The sequence below is a fragment of the Rahnella sp. 1L-D-7-B-C2 genome, assembly GCF_057290995.1.
On sequence record NZ_JBXAVQ010000005.1, the window covers coordinates 30,723 to 47,144 of the forward strand.

The following is a 16,422-nucleotide window of genomic DNA, read 5'->3' on the forward strand; positions in this document are numbered from 1 at the left end:
GACCCTGTGGTTTAAAGAAAACTCAGGGTTAAATTCTTCGAGACATCGCGCAAGTGCGTTGAGTAGCTGCTGATTTGTGGCGGGCTTCGTGGCAAACTATGCGGCAAATTATGGGTTAAACCTATGTTAAAAACCCGTGCACTGCCTGGAGAATAAAATTGGACAAAATTTTCGTCGACGAAGCTGTCAGTGAACTGCATACCATTCAGGATATGCTGCGCTGGACCGTCAGCCGCCTGAACGCGGCCAATGTCTATTACGGTCACGGCACCGATAATCCGTGGGACGAAGCAGTGCAACTGGTGTTACCAAGCGTGTTTTTGCCGCTCGATATTCCCGAAGATATGCACACGGCGCGCCTGACCTCCAGCGAGCGTCACCGTATCGTTGAGCGCGTGATCCGCCGCGTCAATGAGCGCGTACCAGTGGCCTATCTGACCAATAAAGCCTGGTTCTGCGACATGGAGTTTTATGTCGATGAACGTGTGCTGGTGCCGCGTTCACCGATCGGTGAACTGATCACCAACCGCTTCTCTGGCATTTTGCACAACCAGCCTGAGCATATTCTCGACATGTGTACCGGCAGCGGCTGTATTGCGATTGCCTGTGCCTACGCATTCCCGGAAACCGAAGTCGACGCCGTCGACATCTCTGCGGACGCACTGGCCGTGGCTGAGCGCAATATCGACACGCACGGGATCGAGAACTGGGTTACGCCTATCCGCTCTGACTTGTTCCGCGAACTGCCGCCGCTGCAATACGACCTGATCGTCACCAATCCACCGTATGTGGATGAAGAAGACATGTCTGATTTGCCGCAGGAATATCGCCACGAACCGGTGCTCGGCCTGGCTTCCGGCACCGACGGCCTGAAATTGACCCGCCGCATTTTGGCCTGTGCGCCGGATTACCTGACCGACGACGGCGTACTGATTTGTGAAGTGGGCAACAGCATGGTACATCTGATGGAACAATATCCTGAGATCCCGTTCACCTGGCTGGAATTTGAAAACGGCGGTGACGGTGTCTTCATGTTGACCAAACAGCAGCTTGTAGAATGTGCCGAGTACTTCACCGGCTATCGCGATTGAACACTATTTATGGCCGGTATATCACCGGCCATTCAAGAATAAAACATCAACATAATGGTTAAGGAGCCGTGATGGCAGGGAACAGTATTGGGCAGTTTTTCCGCGTCACCACGTTTGGCGAATCCCACGGCGTGGCACTGGGCTGTATTATTGACGGCGTGCCGCCGGGTATTGCGCTGACCGAAGCAGACCTGCAACACGATCTCGACCGTCGTCGTCCGGGCACCTCGCGCTACACCACGCAGCGCCGTGAAGCCGACGAAGTGAAGATCTTGTCCGGCGTGTTCGAAGGTGTGACCACCGGCACCAGCATTGGTCTGATCATCCAGAATACCGATCAGCGCTCGCAGGATTACAGTGCTATCAAAGACGTGTTCCGTCCGGGACATGCGGATTACACCTACGAACAGAAATACGGCGTGCGCGATTATCGCGGCGGTGGTCGTTCCTCAGCCCGCGAAACAGCGATGCGCGTTGCCGCAGGCGCGGTGGCCAAGAAATATCTGCTGGAAAAATTCGGCGTAAAAGTACGCGGTTATATGTCTCAGATGGGCGATATCACCTGCGAGCTGAAAGACTGGGATCTGGTCGAAACCAACCCGTTCTTCTGCCCGGATGAAAGTAAGCTGGAAGCGCTGGACGAACTGATGCGAGCGCTGAAAAAAGAAGGCGATTCGATTGGTGCCAAAATCACCGTCGTGGCAGATCACGTGCCGGTCGGCCTTGGTGAGCCAGTCTTTGACCGTCTGGATGCCGATCTGGCGCATGCGCTGATGAGCATCAACGCGGTGAAAGGCGTGGAAATCGGTGACGGTTTTGCGGTTGTCGCCAAACGTGGCAGCGAGAATCGTGATGAAATCACTCCAAACGGTTTCGACAGCAACCACGCAGGCGGCATTCTCGGCGGGATCAGTAGCGGCCAGCCGGTTATCGCGCATCTGGCGCTGAAGCCTACTTCCAGCATCACCGTACCGGGGCGCACCATCAACCGTGAAGGCGAGCAGGTTGAGATGATCACCAAAGGCCGTCATGATCCTTGCGTCGGTATCCGTGCGGTGCCGATTGCCGAAGCGATGATGGCAATTGTGCTGATGGATCATTTACTTCGACAGCGCGCTCAGAACGGCGACGTCCATTCTACCGTGCCACGCTGGTAAGCCTTAGATGAAATTCTTACGCGAAATCCCTGCTTTCAACGTTGCCTGCGCCAGTCTTCTGGCGCTCGCTCTCTGCGCACCCGCTATGGCGGCAACGCCTTGGCAGAAAATTACTCAACCGATCTCAGGTACACCGCAGGCTGTGGGCGGCTATGCCAACGGCTGTCAGATTGGCGCGCAGCCGCTGCCGCTTAATTCACCGGATTATCAGGTGATGCGTACCGATCAGCGCCGTTATTTCGGTCAGCCTGATTTGCTGGCCTTTATCACCCGTCTTGGTACCCAGGCGCGTGAAAAAGGGCTGGGCACCATGCTGGTCGGTGATATGGCGATGCCGGCCGGCGGGCGCTTTAGCAGTGGTCACGCCAGCCATCAGTCCGGGCTGGATGTGGATATCTGGCTGCAATTGCCGCGTCAGCGCTGGAGCGAACAAATGTTGCTCAAACCGCAGCCTATTGATCTGGTCAGTGCTAATGGTAAAAACGTCGTGCCGAGCCAGTGGCAGCCGCGTATTGAAACGCTCATCAAAATGGCCGCGCAGGACAAAGATGTGGTCAGGATTTTCGTTAATCCGGCTATCAAACAGCAGCTTTGTCTCGATGCCGGAACTGACCGCGAATGGTTGCATAAAGTGCGTCCATGGTTTGGTCATCGCGCGCATATGCATGTGCGTCTGAGCTGTCCGGCCGGAAGTCTTGAATGCGAAAATCAGGCACCGCCTCCGCCGGGTGATGGCTGTGGTGCTGAGCTGCAAAGCTGGTTCCTGCCGCCGAAACCGGGTAGCGGATCGGTCAAAAGCGAGCCACCTCCGTTGCCGCCGACCTGTCAGGCACTGCTGGATAAGCACGTTCTTTAATCACGCATGAATACTTCAATAATTCTTCGCCACGTAGAGCGGGACTGATAGAAAAATGGACTGGTTGATTGTTGCCCCCTGGGTAGTAGGCGTTCTGTTTTTAGTGGCTGTGGTGGCGGGATTTATTGATTCAATCGCAGGCGGCGGTGGCCTTATCAGCCTGCCTGCGCTGCTGGCCGCCGGGGTTTCCCCGGCACAAGCCATCGCCACCAATAAGCTGTCAGCCGTCGGCGGTTCGTTCTCTGCCAGCCTTTACTTTGTGCGGCGCGGCGTGGTCAATCTTAACGATCAGAAGCTCAATATCGCCTGTACCTTTGTGGGGGCGGTGCTGGGCGCGATTTTAATTCAGCGGTTGCAGGCCGATATGCTGCGACAGGTCTTGCCGCTTTTGATTATCTGCATCGGGCTGTATTTCCTGCTGACGCCAAAACTGGGCGAAAGCGATCGCCAGCGTCGCCTGTCAGCCTTGCCGTATGCGCTGGTCGGCGGCGGTTGCGTCGGATTTTATGACGGCTTTTTTGGCCCCGGCGCGGGTTCCTTCTATGCTTTAGGCTTTGTGACGTTGTGCGGGTTTAACCTCGCCAAAGCCACGGCACACGCTAAAGTCCTAAACTTTACCTCGAACTTCGGCGGCCTGCTGTTCTTTATCCTCGGCGGAAAAGTGGTATGGGGATTGGGTTTTGTGATGATGACCGGGCAGTTTATCGGAGCGCGACTCGGCGCGCGGATGGTTCTGAGTAAAGGCCAAAAGATGATCCGCCCGATGGTGGTGGCCGTGTCCGTTGTGATGAGCTGCAAGCTGATTTATGACAATCACGGCGCAGATATTCACCACTGGCTGAGCCTGCATTTGTAATCTTTCAGGCAAACCGGATATCGTTCTCCGGCTTGCCCAGGGTCATAAAATCGCGCGATTAAACAGGGTTATATTGTCGCCCTGATCTTACTTACAGAGTTTCACAGCAAATATGTCTGATTCGACCGCAACACATAACTACCATCAATTGATCGACATTTTTGATTCCTGTTTCTTTGAGGAATTCAACGTGCGCCTGATCAAAGGCGACGACGAGCCGATCTACCTGCCCGCCGACGAAGTTGAGCCGTTTAACCGTATCGTGTTTGCCCACGGTTATTACGCCAGCGGAATGCATGAAATCTCCCACTGGTGCGTCGCCGGTGCTGAACGCCATAAACTGGTGGATTTCGGTTACTGGTATTGTCCGGACGGCCGCGATGCGCAAACGCAAAGCGAATTCGAGAAAGTGGAAATCAAACCGCAATCCTATGAGTGGCTTTTCTGCGCGGCGGCGGGCTTTGCTTTCAACGTCAGCTGTGACAACCTGAGCGGCGATTGTGAGCCAGACCGCGTCGGATTCCAGAATAAAGTGCGCGAAGAAGTGCTGCGCATGCTGGATCAGGGCATTCCTCCAAGACCTTTGCGCTTTATTAAAGCATTACAATCGTTTTACAATACCGCCCCTTTGACGCCTGCAGACTTCCCTGCGTTGCAGCCGCTTGAATAAGACACTGAATACGAGAGGAAGAGTAATGATCGCAGAATTTGAAACGCGGATTTTAACGCTGATTGACGACATGGTCGAAAGCGCCAGCGATGATGAACTGTTTGCCAGCGGCTATCTGCGCGGGCATCTGACAGTTGCGGTGGCAGAAGCGGAAGAGAACGGTGAACACACTCCCGAAGCGTTGAAAATTCTCGTTCAGGAAGGTCTGGACAAAGCCATCCGTGCCGGTGAATTATCGCCACGCGATCAGGCGCTGGTTCAGGGCATGTGGGAAAATTTATACCAGGCCTCTCTCCCTCAGTAATCTCCCCAGTCAAAAAAAAACGCAGTCACGGTATTTCCGGCTGCGCTTTTTTGTTGCCTGAAGGTGCTGAATCAGTGCGATCCGACCGGGCGGCCTTTCAGTAATTTTCTCACCCACATGCGGTTCGGGTTCAGCGCGGCCAGTGTTTCGCTATCGAGCGGCAACGGCTCACCGGCAATCTGGGCGGCCAGCACTTCGGCCCCCAGCGGCGCGGAGCTCAGGCCACGTGAGCCGAGCGCACCAAACAGGAACAAATTCTCATGCACCGGCGCAGGTGCAACGGGGTGATGGCGTTTGACGTCGAGATCCAACGCCTTATAGCTTTCCAACAACGCATCATAGTCAGAAACTGAGCCGATCATCGGCAGGTGATCGCGGGTCGCGCAGCGTACGCCGTTACGCGCTTCGCCCGCGCTGACGTCAACGTCGTGCGGCCACTGTTTTTCCGGCAGGCAATCGAGCAGACGCTGACGGTTTTGCTGCTGATCCTCCTCGCGGTAATCGGTACATTTATCCGCACGGTGATAGCTGGCGCCGATACAGTGATGCTGATTGAGCGGGCTGACCGGCGTCAGATAGCCGTCATAGCACAACACCTGTTTGAGTTTGCTCAGCTCAGGCGTGGTCGGAATATGCGAAACCTGACCGCTGACCGCGTAAACCGGCAACTTTTCACTTTGGCTGAAATCCGTAATATCCGCACCGTTTGCCAGCACTACGGCCTGATGATTTACTTCGTGCCCGTCGGCAAAGGTCAGGGTCCAGTGCGAACCGGCGTCCTGACGTAAATTTGTTACCCGCTGGCGATAATGCACGGTCAGGCTTTGTGTCTCAGCCAGATTAATCAGCGACGCCGTCAGCTCTGCCGGACACAGCCATGCGCCGAGCGGATAAGTCACACCGCCGCTGCCGCAGGGCACACCGCATAATAATTCAACTTCCGCTTCAGTCAGTCCTTTTGCCAGACCTTCAGGCCAGCCGCCGTTCACGATCCCGTCGATCTTCCCCTGACTTTTTTCGTCGTAGCCCAACTGTGTAACGCCAGACCACTGATGATCAAAAGGTACACCCAGTTTTTCCAGTTGCGCATACTGACGGCGTGCGAAGGTAAAGACATGAGCGAAAAAACGCTCCAGCGTATCACCGCGCCCGTTGAGCAGCGGATACACCGCGCCCTGACGGTTACCCGACGCGCCGAGCGCCGGTTTTTCATCGGCGCAGTACAGCGTCACCCTATAGCCACGGCGCAATAACGCCAGCGCCAGCACCGCGCTCGCCACGCCGCCGCCCAAAATCGCAAACTCTGTTGCATTTTGTGCCGCCGGGCGAAAATACCAGGGTGCAGGGTGAGGAACATCAATTTTTGAAGGTAAAACGCCGGCTAACATATGGCGCTTTTCACCGAATCCAGGCACTTTTTCTATCTCAAAACCGGCATCCTGCAAGCCGCGGCGAACGACTCCGGCCACGGTAAAGGTGGCAAATGTGCCCTGCGGGCGGGTCATTTTCGCCATGGCATCGAAAAGACCAGGCGTCCACATGTCCGGATTTTTCGACGGCGCGAAGCCGTCGAGGAACCAGGCATCTACCTGCTGATTCATACTGGTGTCACATGCCGGAAGCAGGGTAGTCACGTCGCCAAACCACAGGTCAAGCGTTATGCGCCCGCCCCCCAATAGCAGGCGATGGCAACCGGCGAAGGGCATCGGCCATTGTTCGCAAAGTTCGGCGGACCAGGAGGCCAGCTCCGGCCACTGCGCATGGGCAGCGGCGAGATTTTGTGCAGACAGCGGGAATTTTTCATAGCTGATGAAATGCAGCCGTTGCAGGATAGCGTCGGGGTTCTCATTGTGGAACGTCTCGAAGGTCTGCCACAACGTCAGGAAATTCAGTCCGGTACCGAAACCGGTTTCCGCGATGATGCAAAGCGGGCGAGGGTGGTCGGCAAAACGGGCCGGGAAATGGTTGCCATTCAGGAAGACATGGCGCGTTTCCAGTAAGCCGTCCTGGTTGGAAAAGTAGACGTCATCAAAATGTCGGGAAACAGGTGTACCCTGTTCGTTCCAGCTTAATTCAGCGGGTGTGATCGGGTTATGGCTCACGTGAAACTCTCTCAGTTCAAGGCGATGCCGGAGTTTACGCCTGCGTTTGACCCCGCGCAAATTTACCACGATTTACACAACGAATTGCTGATCGGACTTGTTCGGCGTACAACTGTACGCTAGAGTGCGTGACGAAATCCCGAATAGTTATTAATAGTACAAGAGGTATTAAATGAAACGTGCAGTGATTACTGGCCTGGGTATCATCTCGAGCATCGGTAACAACAAGCAGGAAGTTCTTGCATCTCTGCAAGAGGGTCGCTCTGGGATCACCTTCTCGCAAGAGCTGAAAGATGCCGGCATGCGTAGTCACGTCTGGGGTGATGTCAAATTAGACACCGCGGGCCTTATCGATCGTAAGATTGTGCGTTTCATGAGTGATGCCTCGATCTACGCTTATCTTTCCATGCAACAGGCGATTGAAGATTCCGGTCTGACCCCTGAAATGGTTTCCAACGACCGTACTGGCCTGATCGCCGGTTCCGGCGGCGGTTCACCACGCAACCAGGTTGCGGGTTCCGACGGTATGCGTGCTAAAGGCCTGAAAGGCGTTGGCCCATACATGGTGACCAAAGCGATGGCGTCCGGTGTTTCTGCCTGTCTGGCAACCCCGTTCAAAATTCGCGGCGTGAACTATTCCATCAGCTCTGCCTGCGCAACCTCTGCTCACTGCATCGGTAACGCGTTAGAGATGATCCAACTGGGCAAACAGGACGTGGTCTTTGCCGGTGGCGGCGAAGAGCTGTGCTGGGAAATGGCTTGTGAATTCGATGCCATGGGCGCGTTGTCTACCAAGTACAACGAAACCCCTGAGAAAGCCTCCCGTACTTACGATCAGCAACGTGACGGTTTCGTCATTGCTGGCGGCGGCGGTATGGTTGTGGTCGAAGAGCTGGAACACGCTCTGGCACGCGGCGCGCACATCTACGCAGAAATCGTTGGCTACGGCGCAACGTCTGATGGCGCAGACATGGTAGCGCCATCCGGTGAAGGCGCAGTGCGTTGCATGAAAATGGCAATGAACGGCGTAGATACTCCAATCGACTACGTTAACGTGCACGGAACCTCTACTCCGGTCGGCGACGTGAAAGAACTGGGTGCCATCCGTGAAGTGTTCGGTGATAAAACACCGGCGCTGTCTTCTACCAAAGCCATGACCGGTCACTCTTTGGGTGCCGCAGGCGTTCAGGAAGCGATCTACACTCTGCTGATGGCTGAGCACGGCTTCATCGCGCCAAGCATCAACATCGAAGACCTCGATGAGAAAGCAGAAGGCATGGATATCATCACTAAACCGACTCAGCGCGAGCTGACCACCGTGATGTCCAACAGCTTCGGCTTCGGCGGTACCAACGCCACGCTGGTGATGCGTAAGCTGAAAAACGACAAATAATTTCTGTCGTTATGCTCTGAACAGAAGCCCGTTTAACACGGGCTTTTTTACGTCTGTCGTTTATCCCTCCTGTTATCCCTCAACAATTCAGGTACAATTTCGCCGCTTCTTGTTTTCACTTTGTTGACATAATGCTCTCACTAAAACAAATCAATCATCGACATCTGCGCTTCCCGGCATGGCTTGGGATCCTGGCGATACTGATGTTGTTTATTGCACCGGTGGTTTCTAAATCACTGGTGGCTGAGGGTGCGCAGCATGTGATGATGTCCGGCATGGTGATGTCCAATATGGACATGCCTGAGAGTGAAATGGCTGGCATGGACATGTCAGACCATGAAGCCTCTGCGACACATTGCCAGAAGCCAACCTGCCATTCGGCACCGCAGGACATCGCTAAAATGATGATGTTCGGTGACATGAGCGATGCCGCGTGCGGTTATTGTGTGTTGCTGGTGCATTTGCCGATGCTGGATTTGCAGGCCATGCCGATGCTGTGGTCACTGGATTTCGCCAGTCGCGCGCCTCCGTGTAAAGATATTCAACGTCTTATCCCATCGCGATTCTTCACTGATTCCCAGCCGCGCGCGCCCCCTGTCTTTTCCTGAATATTATTTTCTCCCATTAAAAAAACATCGTCATAACGGCGCTTAATCCGCGTAGCCGTTGTGCATTTGCTATGGAAAATTCAGGAAATTTTATTGATGAGCCAACCTGCTGTTTCTCACAAAATGACGGTCAAAGCCGCATCCCTTGCGCTGCTTAAGCGCATCCACTTTTATATTGGCCTGTTTGTCGGTCCGTTTATTTTTATCGCCGCGCTGACTGGCACGCTGTACGTCCTCACGCCACAGTTTGAAAATTATCTCTACGCCGATGCGTTGTTCACATCATCGAAAGGCGAGGCGCAGCCGTTGTCGCGCCAGATTGATGCTGCCGTCAACGTGGCGGGTGCGAACCCGAAAATTTACGCCGTCCGCCCCGCGCCGCAGCCCGGTGACACGACGCGGGTGATGTTTTCCGATCCGCAATTAGGTGCTTCTAAAAGCCGTGCGATCTTCATCGACCCGGCCACGCTGGCGGTAAAAGGGGATATGACGGTGTACGGCACCAGCGGGATTTTGCCGTTTCGAACGTGGCTGGATGATTTGCATCGTGGCCTGCTGCTGGGAGATGCAGGGCGGATTTACAGCGAACTGGCGGCATCCTGGCTTTGGGTTGCCGCGCTGGGTGGCGTTGTTCTGTGGCTGACCGGGCGCCGAAAAAACCGCATGCCGCGTAAGCTCAGCGAAAAAGTCGAAAAACAGCAACGCAGTCGCCGCTGGCACAGCACCATCGGACTGGCGCTGATGGCCGGGCTATTGTTCTTCTCCGCCACCGGTCTGACGTGGTCACAGTGGGCGGGGGACAACATTGGCGTGCTGCGCGCCTACATGGGCTGGCTGACCCCTGCGGTGAATACCAATCTGGATGCGCAAGTGGCGGCGGCACCTGCGGACGAACACGCAGAGCATCACGCTGCGACGGCAGACATGCCTGATATGCCGGGCATGGATATGTCCGCGCATACAATGCACGAGCAACCGAAAGCCATGCCGGTCATGATGCACAATTTTGACTCGGTCGTTGCGGCCGCGCGGGCATCCGGGATTGAGGCGAATAAAATCGAAATACGCCCGGCATATACGGCTGATAAAGCCTGGACGGTAACCGAGGTGGATCGCAGCTGGCCGACGCAGGTCGATGCAGTGTCAGTCGATCCGGCAACAATGCGGATTGTCGATCACGTCTATTTTGCTGATTTTCCGCTGCTGGCTAAACTCACTCGTTGGGGTGTCGATGCTCACATGGGCATTCTGTTTGGCCTGTGGAATCAGGTGATTCTGGCGGTGTTTGGCATCGGTCTTTGCGTGATGATTGTCTGGGGATATCGTCTGTGGTGGTTACGCAGAAGCGTCAGCAGCGACGGGATTAATCCGGCGGTCACGTTGATGCAGACGTGGAAATCCGTGCCTTTACGCCTGCAATGTCCGATATTTGTGGTCACACTGGCGCTGGCGATTTCCCTGCCGGTGATGGGCGTCAGTCTGGTGATTTTTCTGCTGATTGATATTGCTCGCTGGCTACGTTCTCAGCGTGCGTTGCAGACGGCTCGCACCTAAAATTCACCTTACCTGCCTGACCGGTGGCTCACTCTGCCTGCGCCGCCGGTTTTACTGTCCTTCCTCTGAATCTGACTGTCTCACTTTTACTTATCATCCTGATAAACAAACTTTTTTATAATTATTATAATTATCCATTTATTTAAATTATCTCGCTATTATTAACGCCCCTCACAAATCTCTACTAGTCTTATTTCTGCATCAGAAAAGTCCTAAGTCTGTCTTTGTTTTATTCAATATTTCCTTTGAAAATTAATGTATTACTTTTTGTAGGGGTTAGTTCATGGCTATTGAATCAGATGATCACAAAGTAGGGTTAATCCCGGTCACCCTGATGGTGTCCGGCAATATCATGGGGTCAGGGGTTTTCCTCCTGCCCGCAAACCTGGCCTCTACCGGCGGGGTCGCCATTTACGGCTGGCTGGTCACCATTATCGGCGCGCTGGCGTTGTCGATGGTGTACGCCAAAATGTCCTCACTCGATGACAGCGCGGGCGGTTCGTACGCCTATGCGCGAAGAGCATTTGGCCCGTATCTGGGCTATCAGACAAACCTGCTTTACTGGCTGGCCTGCTGGGTCGGCAATATCGCAATGGTAGTGATCGGCGTCGGTTATCTCAGTTACTTCTTCCCTATTTTAAAAGAACCGCTGGTACTGACCTTCACCTGCGTCGCGGTGTTGTGGCTGTTCGTCATCCTGAACATTGTCGGGGCGAAGATGATCACCCGCGTCCAGGCCGTCGCAACGGTGCTGGCGCTGATCCCAATTCTGGCGATCGCCATCTTTGGCTGGTTCTGGTTCAAAAGTGATACCTACATGGAGGCCTGGAACGTCAGTGGGAAAGGCACCTTCGGCGCGATCCAAAGTACGCTGAGCGTAACGCTGTGGTCATTCATCGGCGTAGAGAGCGCCTCGGTCGCCGCTGCGGTGGTGAAGAATCCGAAGCGCAACGTACCGATCGCCACTATCGGCGGCGTGCTGATCGCCGCCGTGTGTTATGTGCTTTCTACCACCGCCATCATGGGGATGATCCCGAATGCCGCGCTGCGCCTTTCTACCTCTCCGTTTGGTGATGCCGCAAGGATGGCGATGGGCGATACGGCGGGGGCGATAGTGACTTTCTGCGCCGCAGCCGGTTGTCTTGGTTCGCTCGGCGGCTGGACGTTACTGGCCAGCCAGACGGCGAAAGCGGCGGCCGATGATGGTTTGTTCCCGCCAATATTTGCCAAGGTCAACAAAGAAGGCGTGCCGGTTAAAGGGCTTATCGTGCTCGGCATTCTGATGACCATCTTCCAGATTTCCACCATATCTCCCGACGCCACCGCGCAGTTCGCGCTGGTTTCCTCGGTCTCGGTGATTTTCACCTTAGTACCATACCTTTACACCTGCGCCGCGCTGATGCTGGTCGGTCACGGGCATCTGGGGAACCGCACCGGGATGTACAGCTTTGTCACGTTGATCGCCTTTGTCTACTGCATCTGGGCCGTTGTCGGTTCCGGCGCTGAAGAGGTGATGTGGTCATTCATCGCGCTGATGGTGATTACCGCCATGTACAGCTTCAACTATAACCGTCGTCATAAAAACCCGTACCCGTTGGGTAAACCGCTTGAACTGGACTGACCGTTTTAACTCCCAGATATTTTGAATTCAAGACGAAAAGGAAAGGTTATGATCGATTTAAGTCGCCATAAAAAACGTAAAGTGCTGGTTGTCGACAGCAATATTACGGATGTGAATACCGCCAACGGGCGTGCCGTACGGGAGCTGATTGAAGCGCTCGAAGATACCAATCTGACGGTGATCCCGGCGGTCACCTTCGAAGACGGCATTGCGACCATCACGTCTGATGCCTCCATCTGCTGCGTCTTTGTCGACTGGACCTCCGGTGGCAACGACAGCGCTTCGCACAGTCAGGCATTTACGCTGTTGCAGGAGATCCGCCGCCGCAATAAAGGCGTGCCGGTCCTGCTGATGGCTGAACACTCCTGTATCGACACGCTCACGCTCGACACCATGAAAATGGTCAACGAATTCGTCTGGATGCATGAAGATACCGCCGAATTTATCGCAGCGCGCTCTGTCGCACTGATCGACAAATATTACGATCAGCTGCTGCCGCCGTTCACCAAGGCACTGTTCAATTACACCAAATATTCACCGGAATATTCATGGGCAGCACCCGGTCATCAGGGGGGTGTTGCATTCACCAAAACGGCGGTAGGGCGTGAGTTTCTCGATTTCTTCGGTGAAAATCTCTTTCGCACCGACACCGGCATCGAGCGCGGTGCGCTGGGCTCGTTGCTCGATCACAGCGGGCCGATTAAAGAGTCCGAAACTTACGCTGCACGGGTCTTTGGCTCACATCAGAGTTACTCAGTGCTCAACGGCACCTCCGGCTCTAACCGCGCAATCATGACGGCCGTCGTCGGCGACGGTCAGTTCGCTCTGTGCGACCGTAACTGCCATAAATCGATCGAGCAGGGGTTAGTGATGACCGGCGGCATACCGGTCTTCTTCATCCCGACGCGCAACCGTTTTGGCATCATCGGACCGATCCCGAAATCGCAGTTTATGGCCGAGTCTATTCAGCAGAAAATCGACGAACATCCGCTTAAAAAACTCGCCTCTGACCCTAAACCCATTTACGCCGTAGTCACCAACTGTACCTACGATGGCATGTGCTATAACGCCAAACAGGCGCAGGATCTGCTGGCGAAGAGCGTCGATAATATTCACTTCGATGAAGCCTGGTACGCCTATGCGCGCTTCAATCCGTTCTACCGCGACCGTTATGCCATGCGTGGTAATCCGGCAGATCATGACCCGGAAGGCCCGACTGTTTTCGCCACGCATTCCACGCACAAGCTGCTGGCCGCGTTGTCGCAGGCGTCTTACATTCACATCCGCAACGGTAAAAAACCGGTGGAGCATTCCCGCTTCAATGAGTCCTACATGTTGCAGGCCACGACCTCGCCGCTGTATGCCATTATTGCCGCCAATGAAGTGGGCGCGGCGATGATGGACGGCAAGCAGGGCGAATCACTGACGCAGGAAGTGATCAACGAGGCCGTTGATTTCCGCATGGCGCTTGCCAAAGTGCATGCGGCGTTTTCCGCTCAGGGCGAATGGTTCTTCTCACCGTGGAATGCGCCGGATGTGGTAGATGTGAAAACCGGTAAAAAAATTCCGTTCATTAATGCCTCCAAAGAACAACTCACTACTGACCCGAGCTGCTGGGTGCTGAGGCCGGGGGAAAGTTGGCACGGTTTCGACCAGCTCGACGATGACTGGTGCATGCTCGACCCGATCAAGGCCGGTATTCTGGCTCCGGGTATGGGAGATGACGGTAACATGCTGGAAAACGGTATTCCTGCGGCGATGGTCACCGCGTTCCTTTCTCAGCATGGGATCGTGCCTTCTCGTACTACCGATTTCATGGTGCTGTGCCTGTTCTCAGTCGGCGTCACCAAAGGTAAGTGGGGGACGCTCATTAACGTGCTGCTGGAGTTCAAACAGCATTACGACGATAACAGCCCGCTGACGCTGTGCCTGCCGGATCTGGCTTCCTCAAACGCGGCTCGCTATGCCGGCATGGGGCTCAAGGATCTCTGTGACGAAATGTTCGCCTACATGAAAACCAGCCAGATGGATAAACTCCAGTCCGAGGCTTTTGGCAAAATCCCGACGCCGGTCAAACTCCCACGCGCTGCCTTCCAGGATCACATGGCCGGACGTTGTGAACACCTGACGCTGGACAAGCTGGCCGGGCGTGTCTCAGCCGTGGGGGTGATCCCTTATCCGCCGGGCATTCCTATCGTCATGCCGGGTGAAAGCTTTGGTGCCAAAAACGATCCGTGGCTCAGCTATATCCGCAGCATTGCGCAGTGGGGAGAGAAATTCCCCGGCTTCGAAAAAGAGCTCGAAGGCGCAGAGTTCAAGGACGGGCAATATCACATCTGGGTTCTGAAAAACTAGCGGCGAGTCTACCCCTCGTTTTGCGGTTTGCAAGATGACAGAGAGGACAAATGAAAGGGTTGCGGCACATCTCGCAATCTGCTGACGGGGCTCTGTATGAGCCTCGTTTTTTTTGCGTGATATCGCGGGAAGTGAGTAATTGCGCTGGCAGAGGGAAATTTCTTCGGGTAACGTCAGCGCATCAGATAACCGGCTTATTAATGCAGAAAAATTATGTTCAAAACAGTCACTGGCACATTACTTAAACCTTTCTTACGCGATCGATTTCTGCATCTTTTAGTGCTGCTTGGCATTGTGCTGACCTGCTTTCAGCCTGCCAAAATTGTGCAGTTTCCGCAGTTTGTTGACTGGGACACCATCGTTACGCTGTTAGGTCTGCTGATGCTGACCAAAGGTGTGGAAGTCAGCGGCTATTTCGATTTTGTTGGACGTAAGATGATTAACGCCATCGATAACGAACGCTGGCTGGCGTTGTTTCTGGTGATGGCGGCGGCGGTGCTTTCTACCTTTATGACCAACGATGTGGCGTTATTTATCGTGATCCCGCTGACCATTACGCTGAAAAAACTGACGTCGCTGCCGGTCACCCGGCTCATCATTTTCGAAGCGCTGGCGGTAAATGCCGGATCTCTGTTGACGCCGATAGGGAATCCGCAAAATATCCTGTTATGGAATAAGTCAGGTCTGTCGTTCCTGCATTTTATTGCTCAGATGGCACCGCTTGCCATAATTACGCTGGCCGCACTCCTGCTGGTCACCTGGTTCTGCTTTCCATCTCACAGCCTGAAAAAGCTGGAGAGTAACGAAGGTTATCCGTTCCAGAAACGTCTGCTGTTCAGCTCCGTGGCGTTGTACGTAGCGTTTATTGCCTGTGTGGATCTGGGGCTGGCAATCTACGGCTTACTGGCGGTCATTCTGTGCTTTATCTGGCTGGCGCGGCAGGTGCTGCTGCGAATCGACTGGCCGCTGATTTTGGTCTTCATCGTGATGTTTATCGATGTGCGACTGATTGTCGGACTGGATATATTGCAACCTGCCTTTGCGCATATTGCTGGTCTGCCGGATTACGGGCATTACCTGCTCAGCATCGGGCTTTCTCAGGTGATCAGTAACGTGCCCGCGACCATCCTGATGATCAACTATTTGCCTTCGGGCGCGCTGCTGGCCTACGCCGTGAATGCCGGTGGCTTTGGGCTGGCGATTGGTTCGCTTGCTAACCTGATTGCTTTGCGCATGGCAAATGACAAAAAGATCTGGCTCAAATTCCACGCCTATTCATTCCCATTCCTGCTGTTTAGCGGGCTGGCAGGCTGGTTTCTGTTACCTCTGGTGGCGGGTTAATACCCATGGCAGCACTGTTTCCCCCTCATATAGATTTCACAGGAGAAGTTATGTCGCACTCATCTTATGTTCTGGCTTTCGCGCCGCCGTCCCCTGATGTCAGCGCCGCGTATTTACACTCGAAACTGAGCTTTTATACCGATGCGGCCGACGTGGCGGCAGATTTGCTGAACGGCGTTACCAGCATTGTGATTATTGATACCCGTTCTGCTGAATATTATGTGCGCGGGCATGTGCCGGGCGCGGTAAGTTTTCCGCACAAACTGATGACGGCAGAAAGTACGCGGGAGCTGAGCAAAGATGTCGTTTACGTGACGTACTGTGATGGGATTGGCTGTAACGGCTCGACGCAGGGTGCATACAAGCTGGCAAAGCTGGGATTTCATGTGAAGGAAATGATTGGCGGGCTGGATTTTTGGATCCGCGATCAACATCCGCTGGCAACGGGCGAAGAACGGGGGAACTATTCCCTGAGCCTCGCCCCTGAGAATTGCGGCTGTGCCTGAATCTGGCC

Annotated in this window: 14 protein-coding genes; 13 read left to right on the top strand and 1 reads right to left on the bottom strand. The window is 54.5% G+C overall.

Annotated elements, in window-relative coordinates:
- Positions 1-158 precede the first annotated feature (158 nt).
- The 6 genes from prmB to AC0Z7K_RS10420 all read left to right on the top strand — a co-directional run bounded on the left by prmB (position 159) and on the right by AC0Z7K_RS10420 (position 4,934).
- Positions 159-1,091, top strand: coding sequence for a 50S ribosomal protein L3 N(5)-glutamine methyltransferase (prmB, locus tag AC0Z7K_RS10395; RefSeq protein ID WP_112166818.1), 933 nt, complete (start codon positions 159-161; stop codon positions 1,089-1,091).
- 71 nt (positions 1,092-1,162) lie between these two features.
- Complete coding sequence (gene aroC, locus AC0Z7K_RS10400) at positions 1,163-2,248, top strand: chorismate synthase (RefSeq protein WP_112166820.1); 1,086 nt, start codon at positions 1,163-1,165, stop codon at positions 2,246-2,248.
- 85 nt (positions 2,249-2,333) lie between these two features.
- Positions 2,334-3,104 carry a penicillin-insensitive murein endopeptidase gene (mepA, locus tag AC0Z7K_RS10405; RefSeq protein WP_413529529.1) on the top strand — a complete coding sequence of 257 codons (771 nt, stop codon included), beginning with the start codon at positions 2,334-2,336 and terminating at the stop codon, positions 3,102-3,104.
- Between the two features lie 55 nt (positions 3,105-3,159).
- Positions 3,160-3,960 carry a sulfite exporter TauE/SafE family protein gene (locus AC0Z7K_RS10410; protein WP_413529260.1) on the top strand — a complete coding sequence of 267 codons (801 nt, stop codon included), beginning with the start codon at positions 3,160-3,162 and terminating at the stop codon, positions 3,958-3,960.
- Between the two features lie 112 nt (positions 3,961-4,072).
- Complete coding sequence (locus AC0Z7K_RS10415; RefSeq protein ID WP_413529261.1) at positions 4,073-4,630, top strand: elongation factor P hydroxylase; 558 nt, start codon at positions 4,073-4,075, stop codon at positions 4,628-4,630.
- 25 nt (positions 4,631-4,655) lie between these two features.
- Positions 4,656-4,934, top strand: coding sequence for a YfcL family protein (locus tag AC0Z7K_RS10420; RefSeq protein WP_213052162.1), 279 nt, complete (start codon positions 4,656-4,658; stop codon positions 4,932-4,934).
- A 71-nt stretch (positions 4,935-5,005) separates the two neighbouring features.
- On the opposite strand, the gene mnmC is transcribed toward AC0Z7K_RS10420, so the two are convergent.
- Positions 5,006-7,036 carry a bifunctional tRNA (5-methylaminomethyl-2-thiouridine)(34)-methyltransferase MnmC2/FAD-dependent 5-carboxymethylaminomethyl-2-thiouridine(34) oxidoreductase MnmC1 gene (gene mnmC / locus AC0Z7K_RS10425; protein ID WP_485614305.1) on the bottom strand — a complete coding sequence of 677 codons (2,031 nt, stop codon included), beginning with the start codon at positions 7,034-7,036 and terminating at the stop codon, positions 5,006-5,008.
- A gap of 172 nt (positions 7,037-7,208) precedes the next feature.
- Here mnmC and fabB point away from each other — a divergent pair, with 172 nt between their 5' ends.
- From fabB to AC0Z7K_RS10460, 7 genes are all read left to right on the top strand, one after another.
- Complete coding sequence (fabB, locus tag AC0Z7K_RS10430; protein ID WP_413529263.1) at positions 7,209-8,429, top strand: beta-ketoacyl-ACP synthase I; 1,221 nt, start codon at positions 7,209-7,211, stop codon at positions 8,427-8,429.
- Between the two features lie 131 nt (positions 8,430-8,560).
- Complete coding sequence (locus tag AC0Z7K_RS10435; protein ID WP_485614307.1) at positions 8,561-9,037, top strand: DUF2946 domain-containing protein; 477 nt, start codon at positions 8,561-8,563, stop codon at positions 9,035-9,037.
- Positions 9,038-9,133: 96 nt separating this feature from the next.
- A complete protein-coding gene (locus AC0Z7K_RS10440) occupies positions 9,134-10,591 on the top strand; it encodes a PepSY-associated TM helix domain-containing protein (protein ID WP_485614309.1) in 1,458 nt (485 codons plus the stop codon).
- A gap of 283 nt (positions 10,592-10,874) precedes the next feature.
- On the top strand, positions 10,875-12,212 hold the full coding sequence (gene adiC / locus AC0Z7K_RS10445) for an arginine/agmatine antiporter (protein WP_485614310.1): 1,338 nt from the start codon (positions 10,875-10,877) through the stop codon (positions 12,210-12,212).
- Between the two features lie 48 nt (positions 12,213-12,260).
- Positions 12,261-14,567, top strand: coding sequence for an Orn/Lys/Arg family decarboxylase (locus AC0Z7K_RS10450; protein WP_485614312.1), 2,307 nt, complete (start codon positions 12,261-12,263; stop codon positions 14,565-14,567).
- Positions 14,568-14,780: 213 nt separating this feature from the next.
- Positions 14,781-15,908, top strand: a complete 1,128-nt coding sequence (locus AC0Z7K_RS10455; protein WP_485614313.1) for an SLC13 family permease — start codon at positions 14,781-14,783, stop codon at positions 15,906-15,908.
- 50 nt (positions 15,909-15,958) lie between these two features.
- A complete protein-coding gene (locus AC0Z7K_RS10460; RefSeq protein ID WP_485614314.1) occupies positions 15,959-16,414 on the top strand; it encodes a rhodanese-like domain-containing protein in 456 nt (151 codons plus the stop codon).
- Positions 16,415-16,422 lie beyond the last annotated feature (8 nt).

What these genes read in the sequence shown, in the direction of transcription:
- aroC (WP_112166820.1), top strand. Translation starts at nt 1,163, where the DNA reads ATGGCAGGGAACAGTATTGGGCAGTTTTTCCGCGTCACCACGTTTGGC.
- mepA (WP_413529529.1), top strand. Translation starts at nt 2,334, where the DNA reads ATGGCGGCAACGCCTTGGCAGAAAATTACTCAACCGATCTCAGGTACA.
- AC0Z7K_RS10410 (WP_413529260.1), top strand. Translation starts at nt 3,160, where the DNA reads ATGGACTGGTTGATTGTTGCCCCCTGGGTAGTAGGCGTTCTGTTTTTA.
- AC0Z7K_RS10415 (WP_413529261.1), top strand. Translation starts at nt 4,073, where the DNA reads ATGTCTGATTCGACCGCAACACATAACTACCATCAATTGATCGACATT.
- AC0Z7K_RS10420 (WP_213052162.1), top strand. Translation starts at nt 4,656, where the DNA reads ATGATCGCAGAATTTGAAACGCGGATTTTAACGCTGATTGACGACATG.
- fabB (WP_413529263.1), top strand. Translation starts at nt 7,209, where the DNA reads ATGAAACGTGCAGTGATTACTGGCCTGGGTATCATCTCGAGCATCGGT.
- AC0Z7K_RS10435 (WP_485614307.1), top strand. Translation starts at nt 8,561, where the DNA reads ATGCTCTCACTAAAACAAATCAATCATCGACATCTGCGCTTCCCGGCA.
- AC0Z7K_RS10440 (WP_485614309.1), top strand. Translation starts at nt 9,134, where the DNA reads ATGAGCCAACCTGCTGTTTCTCACAAAATGACGGTCAAAGCCGCATCC.
- adiC (WP_485614310.1), top strand. Translation starts at nt 10,875, where the DNA reads ATGGCTATTGAATCAGATGATCACAAAGTAGGGTTAATCCCGGTCACC.
- AC0Z7K_RS10450 (WP_485614312.1), top strand. Translation starts at nt 12,261, where the DNA reads ATGATCGATTTAAGTCGCCATAAAAAACGTAAAGTGCTGGTTGTCGAC.
- AC0Z7K_RS10455 (WP_485614313.1), top strand. Translation starts at nt 14,781, where the DNA reads ATGTTCAAAACAGTCACTGGCACATTACTTAAACCTTTCTTACGCGAT.
- AC0Z7K_RS10460 (WP_485614314.1), top strand. Translation starts at nt 15,959, where the DNA reads ATGTCGCACTCATCTTATGTTCTGGCTTTCGCGCCGCCGTCCCCTGAT.